Source organism: Nisaea acidiphila, from assembly GCF_024662015.1.
GTDB classification, from domain to species: Bacteria; Pseudomonadota; Alphaproteobacteria; order Thalassobaculales; family Thalassobaculaceae; genus Nisaea; species Nisaea acidiphila.
The window spans coordinates 3,257,435-3,282,691 of sequence record NZ_CP102480.1 but is presented as its reverse complement, the minus strand read 5'-3'; the positions used below and the strand labels follow the sequence as shown (position 1 = coordinate 3,282,691).

The 25,257-nt window shown below is 62.3% G+C and carries 26 protein-coding genes; 10 read left to right on the top strand and 16 right to left on the bottom strand.

Annotated elements, in window-relative coordinates:
- Positions 1–7: 7 nt before the first annotated feature.
- Positions 8–502, top strand: a complete 495-nt coding sequence (locus NUH88_RS15290; RefSeq protein ID WP_257767268.1) for a hypothetical protein — start codon at positions 8–10, stop codon at positions 500–502.
- A 10-nt stretch (positions 503–512) separates the two neighbouring features.
- On the opposite strand, the gene NUH88_RS15285 is transcribed toward NUH88_RS15290, so the two are convergent.
- The 5 genes from NUH88_RS15285 to NUH88_RS15265 all read right to left on the bottom strand — a co-directional run bounded on the left by NUH88_RS15285 (position 513) and on the right by NUH88_RS15265 (position 4,503).
- Positions 513–953, bottom strand: a complete 441-nt coding sequence (locus tag NUH88_RS15285) for an acyl-CoA thioesterase (RefSeq protein WP_257767267.1) — start codon at positions 951–953, stop codon at positions 513–515.
- Positions 950–1,750: an alpha/beta fold hydrolase gene (locus NUH88_RS15280; protein WP_257767266.1), complete on the bottom strand. Its 801-nt coding sequence runs from the start codon at positions 1,748–1,750 to the stop codon at positions 950–952. Before NUH88_RS15280 ends, NUH88_RS15285 begins: the two co-directional genes overlap by 4 nt.
- Before the next feature lie 4 nt (positions 1,751–1,754).
- Positions 1,755–3,062: an O-acetylhomoserine aminocarboxypropyltransferase gene (locus NUH88_RS15275; RefSeq protein WP_257767265.1), complete on the bottom strand. Its 1,308-nt coding sequence runs from the start codon at positions 3,060–3,062 to the stop codon at positions 1,755–1,757.
- A gap of 329 nt (positions 3,063–3,391) precedes the next feature.
- Complete coding sequence (locus NUH88_RS15270) at positions 3,392–3,910, bottom strand: GNAT family N-acetyltransferase (RefSeq protein ID WP_257767264.1); 519 nt, start codon at positions 3,908–3,910, stop codon at positions 3,392–3,394.
- Positions 3,907–4,503: a UbiX family flavin prenyltransferase gene (locus NUH88_RS15265; protein ID WP_257767263.1), complete on the bottom strand. Its 597-nt coding sequence runs from the start codon at positions 4,501–4,503 to the stop codon at positions 3,907–3,909. The genes NUH88_RS15270 and NUH88_RS15265 overlap by 4 nt, the downstream gene beginning before the upstream one ends.
- Positions 4,504–4,659: 156 nt before the next feature.
- Here NUH88_RS15265 and NUH88_RS15260 point away from each other — a divergent pair, with 156 nt between their 5' ends.
- Complete coding sequence (locus NUH88_RS15260; RefSeq protein ID WP_257767262.1) at positions 4,660–4,824, top strand: YdcH family protein; 165 nt, start codon at positions 4,660–4,662, stop codon at positions 4,822–4,824.
- An 87-nt stretch (positions 4,825–4,911) separates the two neighbouring features.
- Here the strand turns inward: NUH88_RS15260 and NUH88_RS15255 are convergent, their stop codons facing one another.
- From NUH88_RS15255 to NUH88_RS15245, 3 genes are all read right to left on the bottom strand, one after another.
- Positions 4,912–5,691 (bottom strand): 3-hydroxybutyrate dehydrogenase, encoded by a 780-nt coding sequence (locus NUH88_RS15255; protein ID WP_257767261.1) that lies wholly within the window; start codon positions 5,689–5,691, stop codon positions 4,912–4,914.
- A gap of 21 nt (positions 5,692–5,712) precedes the next feature.
- Positions 5,713–6,492: a 3-hydroxybutyrate dehydrogenase gene (locus NUH88_RS15250; protein ID WP_257767260.1), complete on the bottom strand. Its 780-nt coding sequence runs from the start codon at positions 6,490–6,492 to the stop codon at positions 5,713–5,715.
- A gap of 84 nt (positions 6,493–6,576) precedes the next feature.
- Positions 6,577–6,759 (bottom strand): DUF1192 domain-containing protein, encoded by a 183-nt coding sequence (locus NUH88_RS15245; RefSeq protein ID WP_372743521.1) that lies wholly within the window; start codon positions 6,757–6,759, stop codon positions 6,577–6,579.
- A 198-nt stretch (positions 6,760–6,957) separates the two neighbouring features.
- Here NUH88_RS15245 and NUH88_RS15240 point away from each other — a divergent pair, with 198 nt between their 5' ends.
- A complete protein-coding gene (locus tag NUH88_RS15240; RefSeq protein WP_257767258.1) occupies positions 6,958–7,524 on the top strand; it encodes a DUF1013 domain-containing protein in 567 nt (188 codons plus the stop codon).
- 50 nt (positions 7,525–7,574) lie between these two features.
- Here the strand turns inward: NUH88_RS15240 and NUH88_RS15235 are convergent, their stop codons facing one another.
- A complete protein-coding gene (locus NUH88_RS15235) occupies positions 7,575–8,159 on the bottom strand; it encodes a ferredoxin (RefSeq protein WP_257767257.1) in 585 nt (194 codons plus the stop codon).
- Between the two features lie 309 nt (positions 8,160–8,468).
- Between NUH88_RS15235 and NUH88_RS15230 the strand changes: the two genes are divergently transcribed.
- The 5 genes from NUH88_RS15230 (at position 8,469) to NUH88_RS15210 (ending at position 13,875) form a co-directional block, all read left to right on the top strand.
- A complete protein-coding gene (locus tag NUH88_RS15230; RefSeq protein ID WP_257767256.1) occupies positions 8,469–9,470 on the top strand; it encodes a GlxA family transcriptional regulator in 1,002 nt (333 codons plus the stop codon).
- 102 nt (positions 9,471–9,572) lie between these two features.
- On the top strand, positions 9,573–10,259 hold the full coding sequence (locus NUH88_RS15225) for an AzlC family ABC transporter permease (protein WP_257767255.1): 687 nt from the start codon (positions 9,573–9,575) through the stop codon (positions 10,257–10,259).
- A complete protein-coding gene (locus NUH88_RS15220; protein WP_257767254.1) occupies positions 10,249–10,578 on the top strand; it encodes an AzlD family protein in 330 nt (109 codons plus the stop codon). The genes NUH88_RS15225 and NUH88_RS15220 overlap by 11 nt, the downstream gene beginning before the upstream one ends.
- Positions 10,579–10,648: 70 nt before the next feature.
- Positions 10,649–11,863: a hypothetical protein gene (locus tag NUH88_RS15215; protein ID WP_257767253.1), complete on the top strand. Its 1,215-nt coding sequence runs from the start codon at positions 10,649–10,651 to the stop codon at positions 11,861–11,863.
- Positions 11,864–11,982: 119 nt separating this feature from the next.
- Entirely contained in the window at positions 11,983–13,875 is a 1,893-nt protein-coding gene (locus tag NUH88_RS15210; protein ID WP_257767252.1) for a propionyl-CoA synthetase, read from the top strand.
- Positions 13,876–13,895: 20 nt separating this feature from the next.
- Here NUH88_RS15210 and NUH88_RS15205 read toward each other — a convergent pair whose 3' ends face one another.
- The 6 genes from NUH88_RS15205 to NUH88_RS15180 form a co-directional block, all read right to left on the bottom strand.
- The gene (locus tag NUH88_RS15205) at positions 13,896–14,366 is read right to left on the bottom strand and encodes a hypothetical protein (RefSeq protein WP_257767251.1); all 471 of its coding nucleotides are present in this window, start codon (positions 14,364–14,366) and stop codon (positions 13,896–13,898) included.
- A 177-nt stretch (positions 14,367–14,543) separates the two neighbouring features.
- Positions 14,544–15,644: an ABC transporter ATP-binding protein gene (locus NUH88_RS15200; protein WP_257767250.1), complete on the bottom strand. Its 1,101-nt coding sequence runs from the start codon at positions 15,642–15,644 to the stop codon at positions 14,544–14,546.
- On the bottom strand, positions 15,637–16,617 hold the full coding sequence (locus tag NUH88_RS15195) for an ABC transporter ATP-binding protein (protein WP_257767249.1): 981 nt from the start codon (positions 16,615–16,617) through the stop codon (positions 15,637–15,639). Before NUH88_RS15195 ends, NUH88_RS15200 begins: the two co-directional genes overlap by 8 nt.
- Entirely contained in the window at positions 16,617–17,564 is a 948-nt protein-coding gene (locus NUH88_RS15190; RefSeq protein WP_257767248.1) for an ABC transporter permease, read from the bottom strand. Before NUH88_RS15190 ends, NUH88_RS15195 begins: the two co-directional genes overlap by 1 nt.
- 10 nt (positions 17,565–17,574) lie before the next feature.
- Positions 17,575–18,561 (bottom strand): ABC transporter permease, encoded by a 987-nt coding sequence (locus NUH88_RS15185; RefSeq protein WP_257767247.1) that lies wholly within the window; start codon positions 18,559–18,561, stop codon positions 17,575–17,577.
- 90 nt (positions 18,562–18,651) lie between these two features.
- Positions 18,652–20,235, bottom strand: a complete 1,584-nt coding sequence (locus tag NUH88_RS15180) for an ABC transporter substrate-binding protein (RefSeq protein ID WP_257767246.1) — start codon at positions 20,233–20,235, stop codon at positions 18,652–18,654.
- A gap of 369 nt (positions 20,236–20,604) precedes the next feature.
- Between NUH88_RS15180 and NUH88_RS15175 the strand changes: the two genes are divergently transcribed.
- Positions 20,605–21,993, top strand: a complete 1,389-nt coding sequence (locus NUH88_RS15175; protein ID WP_257767245.1) for an aspartate aminotransferase family protein — start codon at positions 20,605–20,607, stop codon at positions 21,991–21,993.
- A gap of 71 nt (positions 21,994–22,064) precedes the next feature.
- Here the strand turns inward: NUH88_RS15175 and NUH88_RS15170 are convergent, their stop codons facing one another.
- A complete protein-coding gene (locus tag NUH88_RS15170; protein ID WP_308220100.1) occupies positions 22,065–22,769 on the bottom strand; it encodes an alpha/beta fold hydrolase in 705 nt (234 codons plus the stop codon).
- Between the two features lie 451 nt (positions 22,770–23,220).
- Between NUH88_RS15170 and NUH88_RS15165 the strand changes: the two genes are divergently transcribed.
- On the top strand, positions 23,221–25,128 hold the full coding sequence (locus tag NUH88_RS15165) for a hypothetical protein (protein WP_257767243.1): 1,908 nt from the start codon (positions 23,221–23,223) through the stop codon (positions 25,126–25,128).
- Positions 25,129–25,257: the final 129 nt, after the last annotated feature.

Genomic DNA, 25,257 nt, shown 5'->3' with positions numbered 1-25,257 from the left:
ATAGAGGATGGCCCAGTCACCGAAAGGGTCCTACGAGGTCATCCATCAGCCGAACAAGCTGAAGGACCTCGTGGGCGGTACCGCGCGTATGGACGAGCGCCTGATCGCCAAGGCCGAAGCCGCGCTTGCGGACGCAGTCGCCAATATCGATCTCGCCGAAACCGCGAAGGACAGCATCGAGAAACTGGACGCGGCGGTCGAGCTTCTCGCGGCGGATGGCGCGGAGCCGGAAGGGCCGGAGCGCACGATCTATACGGTCATGCACGATTTACGGTCCCAGGGCGCGAGCTTCGGCTACCCTATGGTCGAGAAGATTGCGACCTCGATGAACCGCTATCTGGAACTCGGCGCCCCCGGCGCGCGCGGCCATAACGATATCGACGCCATCAAGGCCCATGTCGACGCGCTAAAAGCCGTCGTTGCGACCAAGATGAAAGGCGAGGTCGGCGCCATCGGCCAGCAGATCGTCGACGGGCTCTACAAGATCTCCCGCACCAGATAACGCCGGCGGATCAGCCGAGCAGAAGAGGCACCATCGCCGCGCGCATTCGCTCCGGAATCGGCACCGGCGTCTGGGTCTCGCGCTCCACATAGACATGCACGAAATGGCCGAGCGCGGCGATCTCGTCGTCGCCCGCACGGAACAGGCCGACGGAATAGACCACGCTGGAACGGCCGATCTTCTCGACCCGGATGCCCGCGTCGACCGTCTCCGGAAACTCGATCGACTTCTTGAATTGGCAGCGGGTCTCGACCACGAGACCGATCACCGGGCTGTTGTGAATGTCGAGGCCAGCCTCGCGGATGAGGTGACTGTTCACCGCGGTATCGAAATAGGAATAGTACTGCACGTTGTTGACGTGCCCGTAGACGTCGTTGTCCATCCAGCGGGTCGGAATCTCCAGCCACCAGCGGAAACGGTCCCGGGTCTCGACAACAGTCTCCTCGCTCACACCTTGTCTCCAAAGAACTCCGCGAGCGCGTCCAGCGTCTCGTCCGGTTGCTCGATCATCATCATGTGCCCCGCCCCCTTCAGCACCGCCATAGTGCAGTCCGGCAGGGCCTTGCCGAGCGGCTGGGCGAGTTTGGCCGGGGTCATCTTGTCATCGGCCCCGCACAGCAGAAGTGCGGGACAAGTGACTTTTGCCGCCGTTTCCAGAGCCCCGCCATAGGCATCGCAGGCGGCAAGATCTACAGCGAGGGTGGCATAGTCGCCCGCTTCCAGCAGGCGCATACTTGCGCCGGAGACCCAGCTCCCGGGCGCACGGTGGCCGCCAATCTGCGCCCGGCGTCCAACACCCCAGCCGACCATGGTCTCAAGCGCGGCGTGATTGCCGCTCCGGGCAGCGCCGAGCAGGTCCGGATGCACCTTCATCTCCGGCACGGAGCCGAGCAGCGCCAGCGCCTTCGCGCGGGTCCCAAGCCGGGCCGCGACCTCAAGCGCGATCAGGGCCCCCATAGAATGCCCCATCACGAGGACGTCGCCCGCGCCCGCCGCTTCTAGAGCCGAGAGACACCACTCGGCGAAGGCCGGAATGGTCTCAGGGACCGGTCCGGCGCTGCGCCCATGCCCCGGCAGATCGACGGCGAGCACCGTATAGCCGTGATGCGCGAAATAGCGAGACTGCAGCGACCAGACCGTATGGTCCATGCCCGCGCCGTGCAGCATCAGCAGAGCCGGTTTGCCTCCGTCAAAGGGGCGGCCGCCGGTCGCGGCGAAAGCCTCCCGGCCCGTAACGTCGAACTTCATCTTCTTATCCCGCCTTGCGCATGGTTGCGGCGCGCAGCGCCTGTTTCAGATCGGCGATCAGGTCGTCCGCATCTTCCAGACCGACCGAGAGCCGCACGAGGTCTTCCGACAGACCCGCAGCCTTCATCATCTCCGCATCCATCTGCTGATGCGTGGTGCTGGCCGGATGGATGACCAGCGACTTCGCGTCGCCGACATTGGCGAGATGCGACCAGACCCCGAGCCGTTCGATAAAAGTCTTGCCCGCATCCCGGCCGCCCTTGATGCCGAAAGCGATCATCGAGCCCGCGCCTTTCGGCATCAGGCGCTGCGCGAGCGCCTTGTCGGGGTGGCTGTCCAGCTCCGGATAGAGCACCCATTCGACCGCTTCGGAATCTTCGAGGAAGGCCGCAACCTTGCGCGCGTTGGCAACATGGCGGTCCATCCGCAGCGGCAGGGTTTCGATGCCCTGCATCAGATGAAAGGCGTTCTGCGGCGAGAGACAGGCACCGAAATCGCGCAGCCCCTCGGCCCGCGCCCGCATGCAGAAGGCCTGCGGGCCGAACTCCTCGGCGAAATCGAGCCCGTGATAGCCGGCATAAGGCTCGGTCAGGGTCGGGAATTTACCCGACGCCTCCCAGTCGAAACGCCCGCCGTCGACCAGCACGCCGCCGATCGCAACACCGTGCCCGCCGAGCCATTTGGTCGCCGAATGCATAATCAGATCGGCGCCATGGTCGAAGGGACGGCAAAGATAGGGCGTTGTGAAAGTGGAATCGATCATCAGCGGAATGCCCGCTTCATGCGCCACTTCGGCAAGCGCCTCGATGTCCAGGACCTCAAGGCCCGGATTCCCGATCGTTTCGGCGAAGACCAGCCGGGTTTCCGGCCGGATCGCCTTCCGGAAGCCCTCTATGTCGCGCGGATGCACCTTTGTGGTCTCGATGCCGAAGCGCGGGAGCGTGTGGCTGAAAAGGTTGTGGCTACCGCCATAAAGCGCGCTGGACGCGACGATATGGGAACCGGCCCCCATCAGGGTCGCGATCGCGAGATGCAGCGCCGCGTGCCCGCTCGCCGTCGCGACCGCGCCGACCCCGCCCTCGAGCGCGGCAACCCGCTCCTCTAGCACCGCGACTGTCGGATTGGAGATGCGGGAATAGATATGCCCGGCCCGCTCGAGGTTGAACAAGGAGGCCGCATGCTCGACGTCGCGGAACACGTAAGACGTTGTCTGATAGATCGGCACCGCACGTGCGCCGGTATCGCTGTCCGGTTGCTGGCCCGCATGCAAGGCGAGCGTGTCGAACCCGAAAAGATTGCCGTCGGAAGCCATCCTCTGTCCCTCCCTGATGGGCGCCGGTCGTATTTTGCGGCGATCTTCAACGGATGCCGAGCGGGACGCAAGGAAAGACAGATAAGGGGGCGGGCGGAGGGTGCTCGGGGTGATTCCCGGAGGGTTCGAACGCCGCCTCGGAACCACCGCTCCAGAATCAAAGGACCGCGCCGAAGCGCGGCCCTTTTTGTATTCTTTTTTAGACTTTGAGCACCCTGTTCAACTTGCCCGGGACAGACGGTAAAGCCCCCAGAGGAAATGTCAAGTCAGAGTCAGCGGGGCGACAGAAATGTGACATCGAACGGTTCAATCGAACGTTGCGCAGCGCCTTATTCAGCGTGGCGTATCGTGAGAACCATGTGCCTTAGTGAAACCGTAACATCCTGAAATTGAAGCGCTCTGGGCTCCACGCCCCAGGCGACGAAGCCGAATCCCTCGTAGAGCGCCCGTGCCGCGGACGCCCGGTCCGAAACACCAAGATGTATGTCGGTAACACCCTCGGTCCGGGCGCAATGAGCGAGGACCGCTTCAAGCAACGCCCGGGCCACCCCCCGGCCGCGAAATTCCGGTTCGACGAACATGGTCCAGAGATGGGCCTTGTGGCGCTCCTTGATCTTTTTGTCGCGATAGAAACCCGCACATCCGACGAGCCTCTCCGCGAACCCTCCGAATACCGCCCCATCCCCGCGGCGCGCGAAAAGTGTGCGCACATCCGCTTCGGATTGCAGAAAATCATCCTCGGGAGCGGCGCCGAAAGCTGCCGGGCAAGATTCGAGCGCCAGCTGCCTCAGCGCGAGGAACGCACCGGCGTCACCCGCCTCCAGCCGTCGGATTGCAAAGCCGCTCACCGGCTCTCCCCATCCTTCCAGCGATGCACCGTACCGCTGTCGAGATCGAACAGATCGAGGGTACGGCCGAGAGAATGGTCGACCATGTCTTCGATCGTCTCCGGCTTGGCATAGAAGGCGGGCACGGGCGGTGCGATCACCGCCCCCATATCGGAGAGCGCGAGCATGTTCCGCAGGTGACCGGAATGGAGTGGCGTTTCACGCACCATGCAGACCAGGCGCCGGCGCTCCTTCAGCACCACATCGGCGGCACGTGACAGTAATGTATCGGTCACACCTGTGGCGATCTCGGCGAGGCTCTTCATCGAACAGGGCGCGATGATCATGCCGAGCGAGCGGAACGACCCGGACGCCACGGATGCCCCGATATCCTTGTTGGCATGCACGACGTCCGCAAGCGCCTCGACATCTCGGACCTTGAGGCTGGTTTCATGTGCCAGCGTAACCTCCGCGGCGCGGCTCATGATCAGGTGGGTTTCCACCTTTTCTTCGTCGGGGAGCGACTTCAGCAACTCCAGCAAGCGCACGCCGTAGATCACTCCGGACGCCCCGCTGATGCCGACAATCAGCCTCTTTTTTTGTGATTTTCTCATGAAAAGAATTTGCTTCGCGAATCCAGTGCGTTGCACCCTTTAACCAAAAAACCGCGCAACATGCCCGAGGCAGAATGATTGCGCAAGCCCCAAAAGACACCTATCCTCTAATTGTTCGAGGAAACTCTCACGACAAAACAAAGGAGGGTATTGGGCATGGCAGAAGCAGAGCGTATCGAATCGCTTAAGGAACGCCACGCATCTCTGGAACGCAATCTCGAAGTCGAACGTACCAGACCCATGCCGGACAGCTCGGTAATCGCGGAAATCAAACGGATGAAACTCGCGATCAAGGACGAAATGAGCAATCTCCGGCCCTAGAACACCAATGTGCCTGTAGAGAGCTTTCACCCCCGAAAGCCATCATCACCCGCCGAAAAACTCGGCGGGTGTTTGCTTTCTGAGCGCTTAGAGCGCAGTCCATCCCCCATCCTGGGTGATGCTGCTCCCCGTCATGTTCGCCGCCGCATCGCTCGCCAGAAAGAGCGCGGCGGCGCCGAGCTGCTCGAACATCGTGAACCGGCCAGAGGGCTGTTGCTCGATCAGCAACCGCCAAGTTGCCTCCTCGATGTCGAGACCGTCCCGCGCTGCCCGTGCCTCGATCTGAGCATCCACGAGAGGCGTCTTCACCCAACCGGGACAGATCGCGTTGCAGGTGATGCCGCTCCCGGCGGTCTCAAGAGCCGTCACCTTCGTTAGCCCCAGAACCGCGTGTTTGGTCGCGACATAGGCGCATTTGGTGACACCTCCGCCAAAGGCATGGTTCGAGGCGACATTGATGACCCGCCCCCATCCCTTGCGCTTCATCAGCGGCAGCGCGGCAGCCGTCGCATGGAAAACTGCCGTCAGATTGATCGCGATCAGCGCATCCCACTTCTCCGGCGGGAAGTCCTCGATGCGGTCGGTATGCTGGACGCCGGCGTTGTTGACCAGAATATCGACCGCGCCAAAACGCCGCTCGGTGCTTGCGATAAGGTCCGAGATCTCCTCCGGGCGGGTCATGTCCGCGCCGTGATAGAGCACCTCCACACCATGTCTTTCAGCGAGGGTGCGGCGCGCCGCCTCGATCTCTTCGGCTCCGCCAAGACCGTTCAGCACGACGGTCGCGCCGGTACCGGCAAAGGCGCCTGCGAGCGCCGCGCCGATTCCGCTGGTCGAACCGGTGACGATAACGGTCTTCCCTCTCATGAGGCGCCTCCGCTTCGCGTCTTATTGCGCGGTCCAGCCGCCATCGAGAGTCATCGTGGTCCCTGTCATGTTGCTGGCCGCCTCGCTACAAAGGAAGACAGCCGCTCCCGCGAGTTGCTCGACCGTGGTGAACTGTCCGGACGGCTGCTTCTCGAGCAGCAGGGCCTGGGTTTCCCGCTCGATGCTGGTGCCGTTCTTCTCCGCCCGCGCCTCGATCTGCGCGACAACCAGAGGCGTCTTCACCCAGCCGGGGCAAATCGCGTTGCACGTCACACCCGACTGGGCATTCTCCAACGCAGCCACCTTGGTCAGGCCTACGATTCCGTGCTTGGCGGCAACATAGGCCGACTTGTTGACGGACGCGACGATCCCATGCGCCGAGGCGATATTGATGATCCGGCCCCAGCCCCGCTTCTGCATTCCCGGAAGTGCGGCCCGCATCGTGTGGAAGGCGGAGGAGAGATTGATCGCAATGACGGCGTTCCAGCGGTCGACCGGAAAATCCTCGATCGGGTCGGTATGCTGGATACCCGCATTGTTCACCAGCACGTCGACGGAGCCGAAACGGTCCTCCGCAGCACGGACCATGTCGGCGATCTCGTCCGGCTTGGTCATATCCGCGCCGTGATAGAGCACGGAGACGCCATAATCGGCTTCCAGGGCGGCACGGCCCTTCTCGATATCGGCCGCATCGCCAAGTCCGTTGATGACGATATTCGCGCCCTCTGCCGCGAACGCGGCGGCCATGGCCGCGCCGATCCCGCTGGTCGAACCGGTGACGAGCGCCGTCTTTCCCTGCATGAGCCTGTTCCCGTACAAATCGTGAGATTACCGCACCTGCGATATAGCGATTGCGGCCGCGCCGCAAGCGCCGTCGGGCCGCCTCTAGCGTTTGAAGAGGGATTCCGCCGCGGAGCTTACCGACTGCTTTTCCGCGATCGCCGCTTCCGCTCGGACAATCTCCGCTTTCATATTCTCGATATATTCTTCGAGATCCTCGATGTTCCAGGTCGAGAGATCGACCTTCTTGCGCAGCTTGTTTTTCGGCTCCAGATCTTCGAAATCCACGGTCATGTCTCCCGTCGTCCGGTCGGTTGCGGTCCCTGCCCCGGAAATCGCGCCGTCTTGAGGCCATTTCCGGAGACTAATGATTGGACCCTCTCGCATCTTGGTCTATATATCCACCATTCAGAACAATTCGGAAAACCAAGCAAGAACGGATCCGCTGGCTGGATGTAGGCAGCGCAGTCCGTCAAAGGAGATATCATGGCGCAACCGCTGATGCCGAAGGCCACCGCCGTCTGGCTGATCGACAATACCGCGCTGACCTTCGAGCAGATCGCCGACTTCTGCGGCCTGCATTCGCTTGAGGTCCAGGCCATCGCCGACGGCGAAGTGAGCTACGGTATCCAGGGCATCGATCCGGTACAGAACGGACAGCTCGACCGGGGCGAAATCGACAAGGCGCAGGAAGACACGTCCTACCGTATGAAGATGCAGGTGAGTACCCTGCCGAAGCCGCAGGCGCGCTCCAAGGGGCCGAAATATGTTCCGGTTTCCAAGCGCGGCGACAAGCCGGACGCCATCGCCTGGCTGGTCAAACACCATCCGGAACTAAAAGACGCGCAGATCGCCAAGCTGGTCGGCACGACCAAGGACACGATCAACAAAGTCCGCGACCGGACTCACTGGAACTCCCAGAACATTACGGCCCGCCATCCGGTGCTGCTCGGTCTCTGCTCGCAGCTCGATCTCGATCAGGCGGTGACGAAAGCGGGCGGCACCGCCGCGCCGCCGGAATCCCAGCTGGAATCGATTTCCGAAGTGCCCTGAACGGCGCGAACGAGGATATGCAGACGGCCGGTCCCAGACCGGCCGTTTTGCTATCCGGGCAAGCCGTCCAGAAACGCCGCCATATGGAACGCGGCGTGGTCGCTCTCATAGCGGTACTCGACGCCGACCGGACAGGCGCGGCGCGCAAGACAGGATCCGGTGAGACATTCCGCCCCCTCACCGGAACGCAGATGCGCACGGCAGGACATCACATCGTAACCGCGATCGCCGAACGCCCCGACCGGACAGGTGTGGAGACAAGGACGATCGACGCAAGTCTCGCAAGGACTGCGCGCGGAGACCGGCTCCGGAAGATCCAGACGGCGTTCGAATAACAACGCGCCGCGATAGCCGTGCCAGAGACCGAACTCGGGATGAATGAGGATTCCAAGCGGCGACGGAAACACCGGTTCGGCGCGCATCGCCCAGCGCTGGAACGGCCAATAGGGCGGCCCATCCGAAGGCATCACGACATGACCGCCATACTCCTCGGCAACCCGCCGGATCGAGGTTCGGCTCCATGCATCCAGCGGATCGGGCCCAGCCGTTCCGGCAGCGGTGAAACTAGCCCAGATCCGTGAACCCGAATGCCCGACGAGCAATACGGTTTCGACAAGCTCGCCCGATTCGAGCACGACCTCCCCCCGATCCGGATGAAATCCCCCTCTAAGACTCATTCCGCTCGCCGAGAGGCTCATACCGATCAAGCCATACAGTGAATCGTACCCGCCTGTTTCCGAGCCTTTACCCATAGAAGAAATCGCCTATTCCCGACCTAGTATCCAGCACACGACGCACAAGGCGATCCTAGCTATCGAAAACGAAGCTCAACGCCTTATTTTCATTGCTCGGCACCCCCAACTTGGATTTATCCTTTTCGCGACGTGCCGGCATGGGACGGGAAGCAAAAACAAGAACCCGCTCGGCGGAGAGTACGACCACGAATGTTCGACGACCCTAACGACGTTCCGCTAACCGTTGACTTTTTTCTGACGCCGAACTTCTCGCTGCTTCCCTTTACCGCGGCGGTCGAGCCACTGCGCTCGGCGAACCGGATGGCCGGAAAGACGCTCTATCACTGGCGCGTTTTCGGCGAGGACGGCAGTCCGGTCGCAGCCAGCAACGGCGTCGAGGTCATGACCGTCGGCTCGATCTTCGACCTCAAGGATTCCGATGTCATCATCGTCGCCTCGGGGATCGACGCACACCACTACAGGAACGACCGCGTATTCGGCGCGCTGCGCCGCTTGTCTCGACAGGGCGCGGCGGTCGGCTCTGTGTGCACCGGCGCCCACGTGCTGGCCCGGGCCGGATTGCTGGAGGATCGCCGCTGCACGATCCATTGGGAAAATCTTGGCGGTTTCACCGAGGAATTCCCCGAGATCGACGTGACCTCCGACCTGTTCGAGATCGACCGCGATCGCTTTACCTGTTCCGGCGGGACCGCGGCGCTCGACATGATGCTGCACCTGATCGCCCGTCAGCACGGCTTCAAGCTGGCGAACGAAGTCTCGGAGCAGTTCATCCACGACCGCATCCGCGAGCCGCACGACCATCAGCGCATGGAGCTGCGCGCCCGTCTCGGGGTCAGCCATCCGAAGCTGATCGCCGTCATTGCGGAAATGGAAGCCAATCTGGAAGAGCCGCTGAGCCAGACCGCTCTCGCCGACAAGGCCGGTCTCTCGACCCGTCAGCTTGAGCGGCTGTTCCGCAAGTATCTTTCCAGCACGCCCACCCGCTATTACCTGAATCTGCGCCTTCAGCGGGCGCGCCAGCTGCTTGCCCAGACCAGCATGTCGATTCTCTCCGTCGCGCTCGCCTGCGGTTTCGTCTCCGCCAGTCATTTCTCTAAATGCTACCGGGAATGTTTCGGCCGCACCCCGCGGGCAGAGCGGGCCGTCCGGCACGACGCACCGACCCTGGTGATGCAAAAACTCGCCGGCTGACCAAGCGGGCTTTAGCCTTCCTAAATTGCATCGCAACAAAATCTCGTTTGACCCCGAAGCGTTGCCGCGCGCATGCCTTGCGCTCGAACGATTGGATCGAGCATGGAAACGACATTCACCCCCGCGGGCCTGCGCCGCGGCATGGCGCTGATCTGGCACGTCGCCATCAGCGGCTTTTTCTTCGCGGTCGCCGTCGGCGTGGTCGCGCGCGATGCCGGGATGAGCTGGCTGGAAGCGGTGGTCATGAGCGGGGTGGTCTTCGCCGGTGCCTCGCAGATCGCGATCATCGATCTCTGGCAGTCCCCCCTTCCGCTCCTGGTCATCGCGCTGACCACCCTCGGGGTGAATTCGCGCATGCTGTTGATGGGCGCCTCGATGCGGGAATGGTTCCGCCCGCTGAAACAGCGCACCATCTGGGCGAGCTTCTTTTTCCTGACCGACATCAACTGGGCGATGGCAATCGGCGAGCGCCGGAAGGGCGAGACCGACGCCGCGCTGCTGATGGGCTCCGGGATGCTGCTCTGGTGCACCTGGGTGACCGGCACGGCCATCGGGCATGCCATCGGCGGCGCCGCGCTCGATCCCAAAGCGCTCGCCTTCGATGTTCTCGTGCCGGCCTTTTTCGTCATCATGATCAAGCCGATCTGGACCGGCCGAAAGCAGCTTCTGCCGTGGGCGACGGCGGCCATCGGCGCGATTCTCGCCGACTCCTTCATTCCCGGGAACGCCCATGTCATCGTTGGCGGGGTCGCTGGATCCCTGGTCGGAGGACTGATCCGTGACCGCTGATCTGTTCGCCCTCGACATGAGCTTCGACACCACCGCGCTGGTCGCCATCCTGCTGATGGGCGCCGTCACCTATTTCACCCGCCTCGGCGGCTTCCTGATGATGCGCTGGATCCCGGAAGGCGGTTTCGTTTCGCGCTGGCTGCAGGCCATTCCGGGGGCGGTGCTGGTTGCCATTCTCGCGCCTACGGTCTGGAATATCGGCTGGCTGGAACGAGCCGGTCTGGTCGTGACACTGGGACTCTCAGCACTCGGCTCGAATGCGCTTGTTGCCGTTCTGTGCGGCACTGCAGCCGTCGCCGTCGGGAGAGCGCTCTTTTAGGCTCGGCAATTGCATTGGAAGGGGCTGATCAGGCAGACTCTTTGCGATGACGTAACGTTACGGGTACCCAATGCGGACTCAAGAGGCCGAACTACTGTCCCTGACGAAGAGACCCGCTTCCGGTCACGAGGATCTGACGGCGGTGATCGTCGACTTCTCCGCAGTTCCGCACATCAGCGACCCGATCTTCTTCCGCACCCTGATTGCCCGGGTCAATGTCGTCCCCGGCGACCTCTACCGCCTGCCGCACAACCTTGTCGCGCTCGTGACCCCGAGCAGCAAAGCTCCGAAAACCGTCGCAGCCGTCGAGCAATTGGGAGCTTTCCTAAAGCGCACCGGTCGCGGCGGTGCGCGACAGCAGCAATTCCGTCTCGCCGACGACGGGGGCCGATTGGCCAAACTTTGCCATCGGCTAATGGAAGAGCAGCCGGACGCACCACCGGTCTCGGATCAAGACGATCATGTCTTCGGCGGCTACATGAGCCTCTTCACCTCGTTGCGTAACGCGGACATTTCGAACCTGGTCCGGGAGCAGACGATCTGGGATCTTTCCCAACAACACCATCCGGTGCCCATGGCGGGAGCCCTTACCGTTTCGATCGACGCACTGGACGACATGTTCGCCCAGAACATCCGGGCCAACCCATGGCTGTTCGAAAAGATCATCGAAGTGATCGATGTCCGTATGCTCGACCATCTGGTCGACGATCGGCTCAAAACCGGCAAGACCTTCACCGTCAACGTGAACAGCACGGTGGTCAACGAGGGCGAATTCGAGGAGTCCTTCGCGGCCATACCGATCAGCGCCCGCAGCCGCGTCATCCTCGAAGTGCCCTATGTCGAGGCGCTTCATGAGCGCCCTGCCTTCGACCGCATGGTGTCGACGCTGGAGCAGGAACAGTTTCCGGTCGCGCTCGACGGCATCCGTTGGAACTCTTTGCCGAAACTGGAGGTCGATCACACGCGCTTCGATTTCATCAAGTTCATGTGGGACCGGCACCTGACGCCGGAGCACGCAAAGGAATGGGCGTCGCTCGAAACCGCGCTTCAGGCTATCGGACCGGAGCGCTGCATTGTTTTCAACTGCATCGAGGAAGGCGCCATCGAGGCACTGAAAAAGCTCGGTCTCTTCCGCTTCCAGGGGCATGCAGTTAACTCCTATGTCCGCCACGCCCGGAAGGAGACAGCGCCTGCTGCCGACCGGAAACCGGCACGGGAAGCCGTCGCCGACGAGACCGGCAACGGTAAGCCGCAGGAAAGTATTCTCGGCAAATTATTCGGCTGACCGCAAGACGCCTCTCCGCCTCGGCATGCGGCAATCTGGGACTTGATTTGCACCCCCGCGCCGTCAACGATGGGTCGCAACAAGCTGAACAAGAAGATGCTGAAGGGGAGGTCCGGGAAATGGGCCAGTTTGACGAGGTCTACAAGCGATCGCTGGAAGATCCGGAAGGATTCTGGGGCGAGGCCGCAGACGATGTTTTCTGGTTCAAGCGCTGGGACAGCGTCCTCGACGACAGCAATCCTCCATTCTACCGCTGGTTCGAGGGCGGCACGACCAACACCTGCTATAACGCGCTCGACCGTCATGTCGAAGAAGGCCGCGGCGAACAGGCGGCACTGATCTATGACAGCCCGGTCACGGACACCAAGCAGAGCTTCACCTACCGTGAGCTGACCGACAAGGTCGCCGCTTTCGCGGGCGCGCTTGAGAAATATGGCGTCGGCTATGGCGACCGGGTGATCATCTACATGCCGATGATCCCTGAGGCCGCGATTGCCATGCTTGCCACGACCCGGATCGGCGCGGTCCATTCCGTCGTCTTCGGCGGCTTCGCGTCGAACGAGCTCGCGAAACGGATCGACGACTGCAAGCCGAAACTGATCGTCACCGCCTCCTGCGGCATCGAACCCGGCCGTACCGTTGCCTATATGCCGCTGCTCGACGGTGCCATCGAGATGGCGAAGCACAAGCCCGACCATTGCATCGTCTATCAGCGGCCAATGGCCGAAGCGGAGCTGACCGAGGGGCGCGACGTCGAGTGGAACGCGGCCCACGAGGGCGCGTCGCCCGCCGCCTGTGCCGAGGTGAAGGCGACCGATCCCGCCTATATCCTCTACACCTCCGGCACCACCGGCGTACCTAAGGGCGTGGTGCGGGCCACCGGCGGCCATATCGTCGCGCTCAAATGGTCGATGAAGAACATCTACAACGTCGATCCGGGCGAGGTCTTCTGGGCCGCCTCTGATGTCGGCTGGGTGGTCGGCCATTCCTACATCGTCTACGCACCGCTCTTTCACGGCTGCACGACCATGCTCTACGAGGGCAAACCCGTGGGGACGCCGGATGCCGGCGCCTTCTGGCGGGTGATCTCGGAGCACAAGGTCTCCACCATGTTTACTGCGCCGACCGCGATCCGCGCGATCAAGAAGGAAGACCCGGACGGCAAACTGCTGGCGAACTACGACATGAGCCACTACAAGGCCCAGTTCCTCGCCGGCGAGCGCTGCGATCCCGACACCCTGCACTGGTGCGAGGAGAAGCTGAAGGTACCGGCAGTGGATCACTGGTGGCAGACCGAGACCGGCTGGCCGATCGCCTCCAACTGCCTCGGCATCGAGCAGCTTCCCGTCAAGGCGGGCTCCCCGACCCGGGCGGTTCCCGGCTGGAACGTGCAGATCCTCGGCGAGGCCTGCAACGAGGTGAAGCGCGGCGATATCGGCGCGATCTCCATCAAGCTGCCGCTGCCGCCGGGCGCTCTGCCGACGCTCTGGCAGAACGACGAGCGCTATGTGGAAAGCTACCTCGCCGACTATCCCGGCTACTACAAGACCGGCGATGCCGGATACATGGACGAGGACGGCTACATCTACGTGATGACCCGGACCGACGACATCATCAATGTCGCCGGCCACCGCCTCTCCACCGGCGGCATGGAGGAAGTTCTGGCGAACCATCCGGCGGTCGCCGAATGCGCCGTGATCGGCGTCGCAGACCAGCTGAAAGGTCAGGTCCCGCTCGGCTTCGTGGTGCTGAAGGACGGGGTGAACACTCCGGAAGAGCAGATCGTCCAGGAACTGGTGCAGATGGTGCGCAAGGAGATCGGCCCGGTCGCCGCCTTCAAGCAAGCCACCGTGGTCCAGCGCCTGCCGAAGACCCGCTCCGGCAAGATCCTCCGCGGCACCATGCAGAAGATCGCCGACGGCCAGGACTATCCGATGCCGGCGACGATCGACGATCCCGCGATCCTGCCGGAGATCAAGGAGGCGCTTGAGGAGATCGGCTACGCCAAGTAGCCGGCCCCCATTTTCGGCGCTCAGTGTGCCGGCGCGCGCCGGAAGAAGGTCAGGATGTAACCAAGGCCGACGAGGATCGTCGTCGCGTGGAACAGCACCATGAGGCTGAGCCCCGCGGTCGCGAGGCCGTTGTTCAGCAGCAGCGGCTCGAAGGCCTGATCGACGATTTCCATGACGAGGCCGACCAGCAGCAGGACGGCGCCGTAGAACTCCGCATGCTCGTTCATCATATGCTCGCCCTCCGGCATCTCCTCGCCGAAGATCCGTTTGGCCAGCAGCTCCCGTTCCTCGAGAAACACACCAAAGGTCACAAGGATCACCGCGATATCGTCTGTGAGTTCGAGATCGCCAGCGACAACATCCGGTTTCAGGCTTTCGAGAAAAGCCGGCAAGATCCCGCCGCCGACCACGCCCGCCATGGCCATGACGAGCAATGTGGAAACGATGAGCGTGGCCGGATGGACGAGAATGGATATGGCGGTCTTACGCACGTGAACTCCCCCAGAACAGAACCGGGGGAGTTGAACAAATCGGCGTACGGAACTCAATTGCTTAGAGTAAGCGCCAAGATAGTTGTTATCCCCACGTAAGTGGGGACCCAGGGAACGTGAACTTGGCCCGGCGCCCACTGGGTCCCTGCTTTCACAGGAATCACGACAGCGTTGAAGTTAGGCGTTCAGCCCTTCCGGCACCGGCACCTTGCCCATGATCGGATCGTCCGGCACGCGGCCCTCCTCGACGCCGTGACAGGCGACGAGCGCCCCGTCCCCGGTCGCCCGCGGCTCGGGGCGCTCGGTCTTGCAGCGGTCGTTCGCGAAAGGACAGCGCGGATGGAAGGCGCAGCCCGGCGGCGGCGTGATAGGGTTCGGAACCTCTCCGCCCACCGGCATCCGCTCGCGACCCGACATCTCAAGATCGGGGATGGTGTCCAGCAGCATCCGCGTATAGGGATGACGCGGTCGGCTGAACAGGGTCTCGGACGGTGCCACCTCGGCGAGCCGGCCGAGATACATCACGCCGACCCGGTCGGAGACATGGCAGACCACGGCGAGGTTATGGCTGATGAAGAGGTAGGTCAGCCCCAGTTCCTTCTGCAGGTCGCGCATCAGGTTCAGGATCTGCGCCTGCACCGAGACGTCGAGCGCCGAGGTCGGCTCGTCGCAGACCAAGAAGTCCGGCTCGCTCGCAAGGGCGCGGGCGATGGAAATGCGCTGGCGCTGGCCGCCGGAGAATTCGTGCGGGTATTTCTCCCCGTCGACCGGGGAGAGGCCGACCTGGGTCAGCAACTCGCCGACCCGGTCCGACACCGCGTCCTCGCTGCTGGCGAGACCGAAGGCCTTGATCGGTTCGGCGATGATGTCCCGGACCTTCCAGCGCGGATTGAGACTGGCATAGGGGTCCTGGAAGATCATCTGCAGGCGGCGCCGGATCGGTGCCATTTCGGTTCGCGAGAGACCGGCGATATCGCGGCCCTCGAACTCGATCGAACCGCTGCTCGGGCCGTGCAGGCCGACGATCAGCTTGGCGACCGTGGACTTGCCGCAGCCGGACTCGCCGACGAGGCTGAAGGTCTCGCCCGCCTTGATCTCGAAATCGATGCCGTCGACAGCTTTCAGGATCTGCTTCGGCTGGCCTTCCAGCACGCGGTTCAGCCAGGGCGCGGAAACGTCGAAATAACGCTTCATGCTTTTCACCGCGAGGATCGGCGCACCTTTCTCCAGATGCTCGTGATCCACGGTGTCATGCGTCGCGACAGCTTGCTCAGACATTGGCCGTCTCCTTGTCATAGAGCCAGCAGGCGACCTTGGTGCCGTCGACCTCCATCGGGTCGGGGCGCTCCTTGAAGCAGCGGTCGAAGGATTTCGGGCAGCGCGGATTGAAGGCGCAGCCGGTCGGGATGCTGGTCAGGCGCGGCATCGAGCCTTCGATCTGGCGCAGCTTCTCCTCGGTGTGCCCGATGACGGGGATCGAGCCCATCAGGCCTTCCGTGTAGGGGTGCTTGGCCTGTTTCACCACCTGGCGCACCGGGCCGATCTCGGCGATGCGGCCGGCATACATGACGGCCACACGGTCGGCGGTCTCCGCGATAACGCCCATGTCGTGGGTCACCAGCATGACGGCCGTACCGTGCTCGCGGCAGAGCTTCTTCAGGAGCGAGATGATCTGCGCCTGGATCGAGACGTCGAGTGCCGTGGTCGGCTCGTCCGCCACCACGAGGCGCGGATTGACGCAGAGCGCGAGCGCGATCACGACACGCTGGCGCATACCGCCGGAGAACTGGTGCGGATACTGGTCCACACGCCGCTCCGGCGCCGGGATGCCGACCTCGGTCAGCATCTCGATCGCCCGCTCGCGCGCCTTGGTCGGCGTCATGTCCGTATGGGTCATGATGGTCTCGACCAGCTGCCGGCCGACCGTATAGAGCGGATTGAGGCTGGTCAGCGGATCCTGGAAGATGGCGCCGATCTGGCGGCCCCGGATTCGGCGCATCTGCTCGTAGGGCAGATTGTCGATCCGCTTGCCTTCCAGCAGGATCTCGCCGCCGGCCACATGGCCCGGCGGCTCCAGAAGGCCGATGATGGCCGCACCTGTGAGAGACTTACCCGCGCCGGACTCACCGACCACGCCGAGCACTTCACCTTCGTCGATATGGAAGGACACATCGTCGATGGCGGTCAGAATCCCCTTCCGCGTCGGGAACTCGATCCGGAGGTTTCTGACTTCGAGAAGATGGTTCGACATTAGCGCAGCTTCGGATTGAGAGCGTCGCGGAGCCAGTCTCCGAGGAGATTGACCGCGAGAACGAGGATGGCGAGGGTCGCACCCGGGAAGATCGAGATCCACCAAAGGCCCGAGAACAGGAAGTCGTTGCCGATCTGGATCAGCGTGCCGAGCGACGGTTCGGTCGGCGGCATGCCCACGCCGAGGAAGGACAGGGTCGCTTCCGTCAGCACGGCGAAGGCCAGGCCCAGCGTGGCGATGACCAGCACCGGTCCCATCACGTTCGGCAGGACATGCCGCAGCATGATCAGCACCGGATGCAGCCCGATCACCCGGGCCGCCTGGACATATTCCTTGTTCCGCTCGACCAGCGTCGATCCGCGCACGGTACGGGCATACTGCACCCAGTTCGAAATCCCGATCGAGAGCACGAGGACCGGAATCACCATGGCATCGTGCAGTTCGCGATCGAGAATGCCGCGCGAGATGCCGTCGATCAGAAGCGCGATCAGGATCGTCGGAAACGAGAGCTGAATGTCGGCGATCCGCATGATCACCGCATCCACCTTGCCGCCGACATAACCAGCGACGAGGCCGGCAACGATCCCGATCACGGCCGAGAGCACGACGCTCGCAAAGCCCACGAGCAGCGAGATCCGCATGCCGTAGAGAATGGTGGAGTAAATGTCACGGCCGAGATTGTCGGTGCCGAGCAGGAAGCGTATGTCCCCGTCCTCGACCCAAACCGGCGGCAGCTCGGAATCCATAAGATCGATGGAAGCGGTATCGAACGGGTTATGCGGCGCAATGACGGGCGCGAAAACCGCCGCCAGAATCAGCACCAGGGTGACGACAGCCGCCCCGATGGTCAGCGGGGAGTTGCGGAAACTGTAGCAGAGCTCGTGATCCCAGATCCGGTAGAGCAGGCTGGGACGGACGGCGGATTTTGTGGTGGTTGTATCGGTCATGTCCCTGCCCTCAGTGCCCGCCGCCGTGACCTTCGACGCGAAGGCGCGGGTCGACGACGTAGTAGAGAATATCGACGATCAGGTTGATCACGACGAAGAGGAACGAAATCATCACCAGATAGGCGGACATCACCGGCAGATCGACCTCCTGGATCGCTTGCAGGAAGAGCCGTCCCATGCCCGGCCACTGAAAGACGCTCTCGGTGATGATCGCGAACGCGATCAGGTTGCCGAGCAGCAGACCTGTCACGGTGATGACCGGAACCAGCGTGTTTTTCAGGGCATGGCCGAAATTCACCGCCCGGTTGGTCAGACCGCGGGCGCGCGCGAACTTGATGTAATCCGTCCGCAGAACCTCCAGCATCTCCGCCCGGATCAGCCGCATGATCAGCGTCAGGGTAAAGAGGCCGAGCGTGGTCGCCGGCAGGATGATCGCTTTCAGGCCACTGACGGTGAACAGCCCGGTGGTCCAGCCGCCCGGCAGCGTGAGCACATCGCCGCGCCCGAATGACGGCAGCCAGCCGAGAATGACGGCGAACAGGTAGATGAAGAGAATGCCGATCAGGAAGGTCGGGATCGAGATCCCGATCAGCGACAGGGTCAGCAGCGCCTTGCTGCTCCACCGGTGTCTGTAGAGACCGGTATAGACACCCGCCGGCAGCGCCAGGCAGAAAGCGATGATCGCGGAGACGAGGCTCAACTCGATCGTCGCAGGCATCCGCTCCATGAGCAGGTCCACGACCGGCTGCTTGTGCTGGTAGGACAGACCGAAATCCAGCTGCGCGGCGTTCATCACGAACTTGCCGAAGCGGATGATCATCGGATCGTTGAGCCCGAGCCGTTCGCGCAGGGCCTCGCGCTCGGCCTGCGGCGTGTCGATGCCGACCATCTGGTTGATCGGATCGCCCAGGAACTGGAACATGTAGAAGGCGACGAGGCTGACCACGAGCATCACAAGGATGGATTGGGCCAGCCGGCGAAGAATGAATGCGGCCATTAAACGGTCACGCTTTCCGGCAGGTTGGCAGATCTCTCAAAAGGCAGGGGCCGGTCCCGAAGGACCGGCCCGCTGTTTGTCGCCCGTGAGTTACTTCACGTTGACGTAGTAGAAGCGGAACTGGTTGTCCGCACGCTGCTTCAGCTCGATGTTGTCGCGCTTGCCCCAGGCGAGTGCCTGCTGGTGCAGCGGAATGGTCGCGACCTCTTCCGTCGAGATCTTGAAGGCCTCTTCGATCAGCGCGTCGCGCTTGGCCTTATCGGTCTCGACACCAATCAGATCGGCGAGTTCGTCGACCCTGGCGTTGCTGTAGCCGGAATAGTTATAGAGGCCACGGCCCATGTCCGGAGTCGGCGTCGCGAGCAGGTTCCAGAGCACGTTCCAGGAGTCGAAGCTGCCCGGGGTCCAGCCAAGCAGGCCGAACGCGTAGTCGCTGCCGCCCTTCGGGGCGATGCGGGCGAAGTACTTCGCCTTCGGCTCGGCCACCAGGGTGGACTTGATGCCGACCTTGGCGAGCATGGAGACGATCGCCTGGCAGATCTGCTCGTCGTTGACGTAGCGGTCGTTCGGGCAATCCATCCGGGTCTCGAACCCGTCCGGATAACCGGCTTCGGCCAGCAGTTCCTTCGCCTTGGAGCGGTCGTAGCCGAGGCGGGCGAAGCCTTCGGACTTATCGAACAGCTTCGGCGAGATCATGATCGCGGACGGATCGGAGAGACCACGCATGATCTTCTTCTTGATCGCCTCGATATCGATCGCGTGATACATCGCCTGGCGAACGCGCACGTCCTTGAACGGGTTCTTGCCCTTCACGTTGGAATAGAGCAGCTCGTCGCGGAACATATCCATGTAAAGGAAGATCGTGCGCAGTTCCGGACCGACCAGAACGCTGGTGCCGTCGTTCTTGTTCACCCGGTCGATATCCTGCACCGGAACCGGATAGACCATGTCGACTTCGCCGGAAAGCAGCGCGGCGACGCGGGTCGCGTCCTGCCCGATCGGCGTCATGATGACTTCGGTCAGGTTGTGCTGCGGCTTGTCCCACCAGTTCGGGTTCGGAACCAGAACGGTCTTAACGTCGGTCTGGCGCTCCTTGATCATGAAGGCGCCCGTACCGTTGGAATTGTGAGCCGCGAAGCTCTCAACGCCCTTGGACAGGTTGGTCGGAGTGGTCGCGCCGTTGGCTTCGGACCATTCCTTGTCCATCATGAACCAAGTATCCCATTCGTAGTAGATGATGGGATTCGGCTTTTCCGTGATGAAATCGACGGTGTAGTCGTCGACCTTGACCACGTCGGTGATCCCGACGACACGGCCGCGCAGGTTGGCGTCCTCGTTCTTAGTCCGCTCGTAGGAGAAGATGACGTCGTCGGCGTTGAAGTCGTTGCCGTTGTGGAACTTCACGCCCTGACGCAGATAGAAGCGCCAGCGGGTCGGCTCGACGTTTTCCCACTTGGTGGCCAAGCCCGGTTCGAACTGAAGGTCGGCGTCGCGACGCACGAGCCCCTCATAAACGTTACCGAGGAAGCCGAGAGTGAACGTCACGTTGTGGGCGTGCGGATCGAGCGACGATGTGTCGGTCTGAAAGCCCCACTTAAAGGTTTTCGCGTCCGCTACGCCTCCGGAAGCGACAACGGCTGCCGCGACCGCAAGGGCGGTGAATGCTTTGCGCATAAAATGCTCCCCAATGATGCCTCTGTCACGCACCGCGCAGGTCCTTCTCTAACTAGACGAGGATTGAGCAAACGGTGCGGCCCGGCAAACCAGGTCGGCCGGGATCGAAGCATAAAACCCCTTCACTGGAACGCCGTCAATGACCTTGGACACTCTGAAATGTAGGAAAACTGCGGCATGCAACGCAGAACGCGAAGAACCCCATCACCTGAAACACCTATGCTTCCGGCGAATTGGTGCAGCGCAACATTGCCGCGTCAACATGGAGGGACCGGTTCCGGGTACGCGGTCTTTTCAAGCGGCCTCGGCGTGATATGCTGCGCTCTGTCCCCACGGCCCGCCCGGTGCCGTCCCCGAAGGAGAACAGAAATGACTTTCCAGCCGAATTCCCCGGCGGCACGCGATGTCGCCTATGTGCTTCATCCCTACACGAACTTCGTGGCGCACGAGGAAAAGGGTCCGCTGATCATCGACCGGGGCGAAGGCGTCTACGTCTATGACGACGCCGGCAAGAAGTACATCGAAGGCATGGCCGGACTCTGGTCGACGTCGCTCGGCTTCCACAACGACCGCCTCAAGCAGGCGGCGATGAAGCAGTTCGACATCCTGCCATACTACCACACCTTTGCGCACCGCTCGCACCTGCCCGGCATCGACCTCGCCGAGAAGCTGATCTCCGTTGCGCCGGTGCCGATGTCGAAGGTCTTCTTCAACAATTCCGGCTCGGAAGCCAACGATACCGCGATCAAGATCGTCTGGTATTACAACAATGCCCTCGGCCGGCATCACAAGAAAAAGATCATCGGCCGGGTGAACGGCTATCACGGCATTACGCTGGCCTCCGCGAGCCTTACCGGCCGCTCGATGAACCATCGCGGTTTCGATGCGCCGATCGCCAACTTCATCCACGCCGAAGAGCCGAACCACTACAACAACGCGCTCGAGGGTGAGAGCGAGGAGGATTACGCCACCCGGCTCGCGGAAAATCTCGAGAAGATGATCGTCGAGGAAGGTCCGGACACGGTCGCCGCCTTCTGGGCCGAGCCGGTTATGGGCGCCGGCGGCGTGATCGTTCCGCCGAAGACCTACTTCGATAAGGTCCAGAAAGTCCTGCAGAAATACGACATCCTGTTCGTCGCCGACGAGGTGATCTGCGGCTTCGGCCGGACCGGTAATTACTGGGGTTCCCAGACCTTCGACATGAAGCCGGACATCCTGGTCTGCGCGAAGGCCCTCTCTTCCAGCTACCTGCCGATCTCCGCGACCTTGATCAACGAAAAGGTCTACGAGCCGGTGAAGAACGCCAGTGCCGAGCTCGGCGCGTTCGGCCACGGTTACACCTATTCCGGACACCCGGTCTGCGCCGCCGTCGCTCTGGAGACGCTGAAGATCTATGACGAGGAGAACATCATAGAGAAGGCGCGCGACATGGCGCCGGTGTTCCAAAAGCAGCTCCGGTCCTTCTCCGACCATCCGCTGGTCGGCGAGGCGCGCGGCGTCGGTCTGATGGGCGCGATCCAGGTGATGCAGGACAAGGCCTCGAAGAAGCCGTTCGAGGCCAGCGCCGGCGTCGGCCCGATGATCGCCAACCTCGCCACCGAGGAAGGCGTCATGCTGCGCGCTGTCGGCGACAGCCTCGCTTTCTGCCCGCCGCTGATCATCTCCGAGTCGGAGATCGAGGAGATGTTCGCCTGCTTCCGCCGCGGGCTCGACCGCGCCCTCGATCACCTGCGCAAGGAAGGCCAGGCCGTCGCCTGATCTCGACAGACAGCTTCAGAGGGAAGGGCCGGCTGGCATGCCGGCCCTTTTGTATTTTCCGGGACGGCCGCTTAGCGCCGGATGAATTCCAGCACATCGGCATTGAAGCGTGCGGCCTCCAGTTGTGCCAATCCGTGGCCGCTGCCCTCGTAAACTTTCAGCTCTGCACCATCGACCAACTCCGCAGCGCGGTGGGCGGAGGCCTCGATCGGGACAATCTGATCGTCGCCGCCGTGAACGATCAGGGTCGGACGCCGGATTGCCGTCAGATCATCCGAGTAGTCGACTTCGGAGAATTCCCGGATGCAGTCGAACTGCCCTTTGATGCTGCCAGCCATTCCCTGCAGCCAGAAACTGTCCCGGAATCCCGGCACCTCCTCGACGCCATCCCGGTTGAATCCGTAAAACGGCACCGTCAGATCCCGGAAGAACTGGGAGCGGTTAAGTGCCGTTCCCTCGCGAATCCCGTCGAATACCTCGAGCGGAGTCCCGTTCGGATTAGCTGCGGTTTTCAGCATGAGCGGCGGAACGGCGCCGACAAGAACCACCTTTGCGACGCGGTCGTTTCCGTGGCGGCCGATGTAATGGGAGACCTCCCCGCCGCCCGTTGAGTGGCCGACTAAGACCACGTCGCGCAGACCGAGATGCTCGATCAGTTCAGCCAGATCATCGGCATACCGATCCATGTTGTTATTGTCCCAGGGCTGCGCCGACCGGCCGCGGCCTCGGCGGTCGTGGGCGACGACCCGATAGCCTTGCTGGCCGAAGAACAGCATCTGCGCATCCCAGGCATCGGCCGAAAGCGGCCATCCATGGGAAAACACGATCGGCAGGCCTTTGCCCCAATCCTTGTAAAAAATCTCGACATCGTCGGTCGTGGTGAAAGTCGCCATTTTGAATTCTCCATTTCTTTCTTGCGTGATTATCGCTTCGGCCTGAGCCGAGGTCGCGAGACTGAGGCCGAGAGCACCGCTGCCGATCAACGCGGCGCGGCGCGAAAGACGGGGACCGGATTGGGGGTGTTGCATTTCAAACAGCCTTTCGATGCCTCGAAAATGCACGATTTTATCGTGCACGATTTAATTAATCGCTCGAAGATAAATTTCAATAACTCGATTAAATCGTGTGCGATTTTTTTTGCTTTCATGCGGTAACCGGGCATCAAGTTGGTTTCCGCACGAAATTCGCGTATCTTTTCAAAGGAAGTGCAGCTTGCGGAGTTTCGAGATGTCGGCACCGGACGATTCAGACGGCACGAAAGGCTCGAAGACCAAACCGGAAGCCGAGAATGAGGAAGGTCAGGAGACCGTTGCGGCCGGCGCCGAGAAAAAGGCGCCCACCGGGAAGGAAACCGACGCGACAGAGAAAAAACGGCCCTCCAAAAAATCTCCACGCAAGCCACCCGAACTGACTGCGGGTAAAAAACCCGCCGGCGAGACGAAATCCGGCGCCGACACGCCCCCGAACAAGGGAGCGAAACCGGCCAGCCGAAGACGTTGGGCTCTAGTTGCTGCACTCCTTGCTTTTGTTCTTGTCGGCGGTCCAGGGCTTTTCCTGCTCTGCCTCTCCCAGTCCGACACCGCGATCGAGGCGAGCTTGTCGCCGACCGGCGCACCTGTCGCCTGCACGCCGGTCGCGGGGCATTTCAACGATTGTTATCTTTCCGAGGAAGTCACCGTCTCCACCCCGGACGCACCTCCGAAATCCGGCTTCGAGCAATTTTGCTGCGATTTCATCGTCGAGCGGCAGATCCCCATAGCGGCCCACTACAGCGACGGCTCCGGCGCGGTACCGAACACGCTCGAAGCGGACGGCACGGAGCTGCCGCTTGCCGACGGCACGCGCCGCACCGGACGCCCGGTTCTGCACGACGGAAGTGACCTGCAGCGTAGGCTCCACCTGGCCGCCACGCCGCAATTCACTGTTCCGGCGATCGAAATACTTGAAGGCTCGCTGGGTGTGACGGTTCCGTTCGATGTAGGCAAGATGATCGCCACGCTCTCTCCAAAGGCGGCCGCACGGTCGGAAATGGATCGAGACGTTCCGCTCACCGAAGGCGGCACCATCGTGCGAATATCTTCAGCTTCCGGCGGGCAGACGCAAATCAGTGTCCGGGCCCGGACGAAAACCAGCCTACTCTTCGAGGATCTTCTCTCCGGAGGTATCGCCGCCGAGGATATCCTGATGTCCGCAGATCTGCCGGCGGCGTCCGATGGGGCTCTCATCGAACGGATCGACAGCCTCGCGCCCGCTGGCCACGGTGATATCCGTTCAGCTTTTGCCGCCTTGCGGCAGATTTCCGTCTCCCGCCATCCCGAGCAGGACGAAGACGCGGCCGTCTTGCAGGCCGCAGGCCGGGCCTGCGTCGGATTCTATGAAGCCTTACGCGGTAAGTTCAATCGCTACGACGCCGCCGTTGCGGCCTATGCCGCGGCGCGCCCGACCGGGCTGCTGACTTCGCGCTCCCCGGAAGACCCGCACGGTTGCAGGGACGCAGGCCGGGCCGCGCTGTCTGCCGAGCTTGCCGCTGATTGGGCCACTCTCAACGCGCCATTCGTGGAAATCGCGCCTCCGCCGGTCGAGCCCGCGCCGGAGCCGGAAGCGGCCACTTCGCCCAGTGGCGAGGAGAACGTCAGAAAGCTTCTCCTCAGCCTTGCCTCGACGGCGAAAAGCGGCGCACGTCTGCAAGACATGAAGGCGGCGATTGCCGATCCCGTCGCCGTGAGTTTCGCGCGGGACGGAGAGGCAAACTCCGGCTCCCGCGAAGCGGTTATCCGGATGCTCCATCGCCAATGGTCTCATGTCGGCTGCTGGATCTATTCCGCCGGACCCGATGGCAGTGGCTCTGCGATGCTGCTGGCCGAAGCGCAATACCCCTATCTGAATCGGATCATGCTGGGCTTCGATACAAGCGGCCAGGTGAAACGGGTTCAGGTCACCGGTGTGACCTTCGACGACCTGATCAGATTCAAAGCGGCCAACCGCGGCGACGACTGTCAGGACTTCCTCAACCCGGCACGACTGGCGGATTATCGTGACTGGTATGCCGAAAACCCGGTCGGAACGCCGACCCCCTCCGACCATGCTGAGCGCCTGTTCCATGAAGGGCTGCAGCAAAAGTTCCGCCTCAACTGACCTGCCCCGGCACAATGCCGTATCCCCGACCGCCGGCGACAACCGGGCGAAAACCTTAAAAACCGCAATAATTCTAGACAATAACCAAATAGTCCTGAAGAATATCCCCGCACCCGAAACGGCATCGTC

Coding starts and splice junctions, on each gene's coding strand:
- NUH88_RS15290 (WP_257767268.1), top strand. CDS start 8: ATGGCCCAGTCACCGAAAGGGTCCTACGAGGTCATCCATCAGCCGAAC.
- NUH88_RS15280 (WP_257767266.1), bottom strand. CDS start 1,750: ATGAAGTTCGACGTTACGGGCCGGGAGGCTTTCGCCGCGACCGGCGGC.
- NUH88_RS15275 (WP_257767265.1), bottom strand. CDS start 3,062: ATGGCTTCCGACGGCAATCTTTTCGGGTTCGACACGCTCGCCTTGCAT.
- NUH88_RS15265 (WP_257767263.1), bottom strand. CDS start 4,503: ATGAGAAAATCACAAAAAAAGAGGCTGATTGTCGGCATCAGCGGGGCG.
- NUH88_RS15260 (WP_257767262.1), top strand. CDS start 4,660: ATGGCAGAAGCAGAGCGTATCGAATCGCTTAAGGAACGCCACGCATCT.
- NUH88_RS15255 (WP_257767261.1), bottom strand. CDS start 5,691: ATGAGAGGGAAGACCGTTATCGTCACCGGTTCGACCAGCGGAATCGGC.
- NUH88_RS15250 (WP_257767260.1), bottom strand. CDS start 6,492: ATGCAGGGAAAGACGGCGCTCGTCACCGGTTCGACCAGCGGGATCGGC.
- NUH88_RS15240 (WP_257767258.1), top strand. CDS start 6,958: ATGGCGCAACCGCTGATGCCGAAGGCCACCGCCGTCTGGCTGATCGAC.
- NUH88_RS15230 (WP_257767256.1), top strand. CDS start 8,469: ATGTTCGACGACCCTAACGACGTTCCGCTAACCGTTGACTTTTTTCTG.
- NUH88_RS15225 (WP_257767255.1), top strand. CDS start 9,573: ATGGAAACGACATTCACCCCCGCGGGCCTGCGCCGCGGCATGGCGCTG.
- NUH88_RS15215 (WP_257767253.1), top strand. CDS start 10,649: ATGCGGACTCAAGAGGCCGAACTACTGTCCCTGACGAAGAGACCCGCT.
- NUH88_RS15210 (WP_257767252.1), top strand. CDS start 11,983: ATGGGCCAGTTTGACGAGGTCTACAAGCGATCGCTGGAAGATCCGGAA.
- NUH88_RS15200 (WP_257767250.1), bottom strand. CDS start 15,644: ATGTCTGAGCAAGCTGTCGCGACGCATGACACCGTGGATCACGAGCAT.
- NUH88_RS15195 (WP_257767249.1), bottom strand. CDS start 16,617: ATGTCGAACCATCTTCTCGAAGTCAGAAACCTCCGGATCGAGTTCCCG.
- NUH88_RS15190 (WP_257767248.1), bottom strand. CDS start 17,564: ATGACCGATACAACCACCACAAAATCCGCCGTCCGTCCCAGCCTGCTC.
- NUH88_RS15185 (WP_257767247.1), bottom strand. CDS start 18,561: ATGGCCGCATTCATTCTTCGCCGGCTGGCCCAATCCATCCTTGTGATG.
- NUH88_RS15180 (WP_257767246.1), bottom strand. CDS start 20,235: ATGCGCAAAGCATTCACCGCCCTTGCGGTCGCGGCAGCCGTTGTCGCT.
- NUH88_RS15175 (WP_257767245.1), top strand. CDS start 20,605: ATGACTTTCCAGCCGAATTCCCCGGCGGCACGCGATGTCGCCTATGTG.
- NUH88_RS15170 (WP_308220100.1), bottom strand. CDS start 22,769: ATGCTGTTCTTCGGCCAGCAAGGCTATCGGGTCGTCGCCCACGACCGC.
- NUH88_RS15165 (WP_257767243.1), top strand. CDS start 23,221: ATGTCGGCACCGGACGATTCAGACGGCACGAAAGGCTCGAAGACCAAA.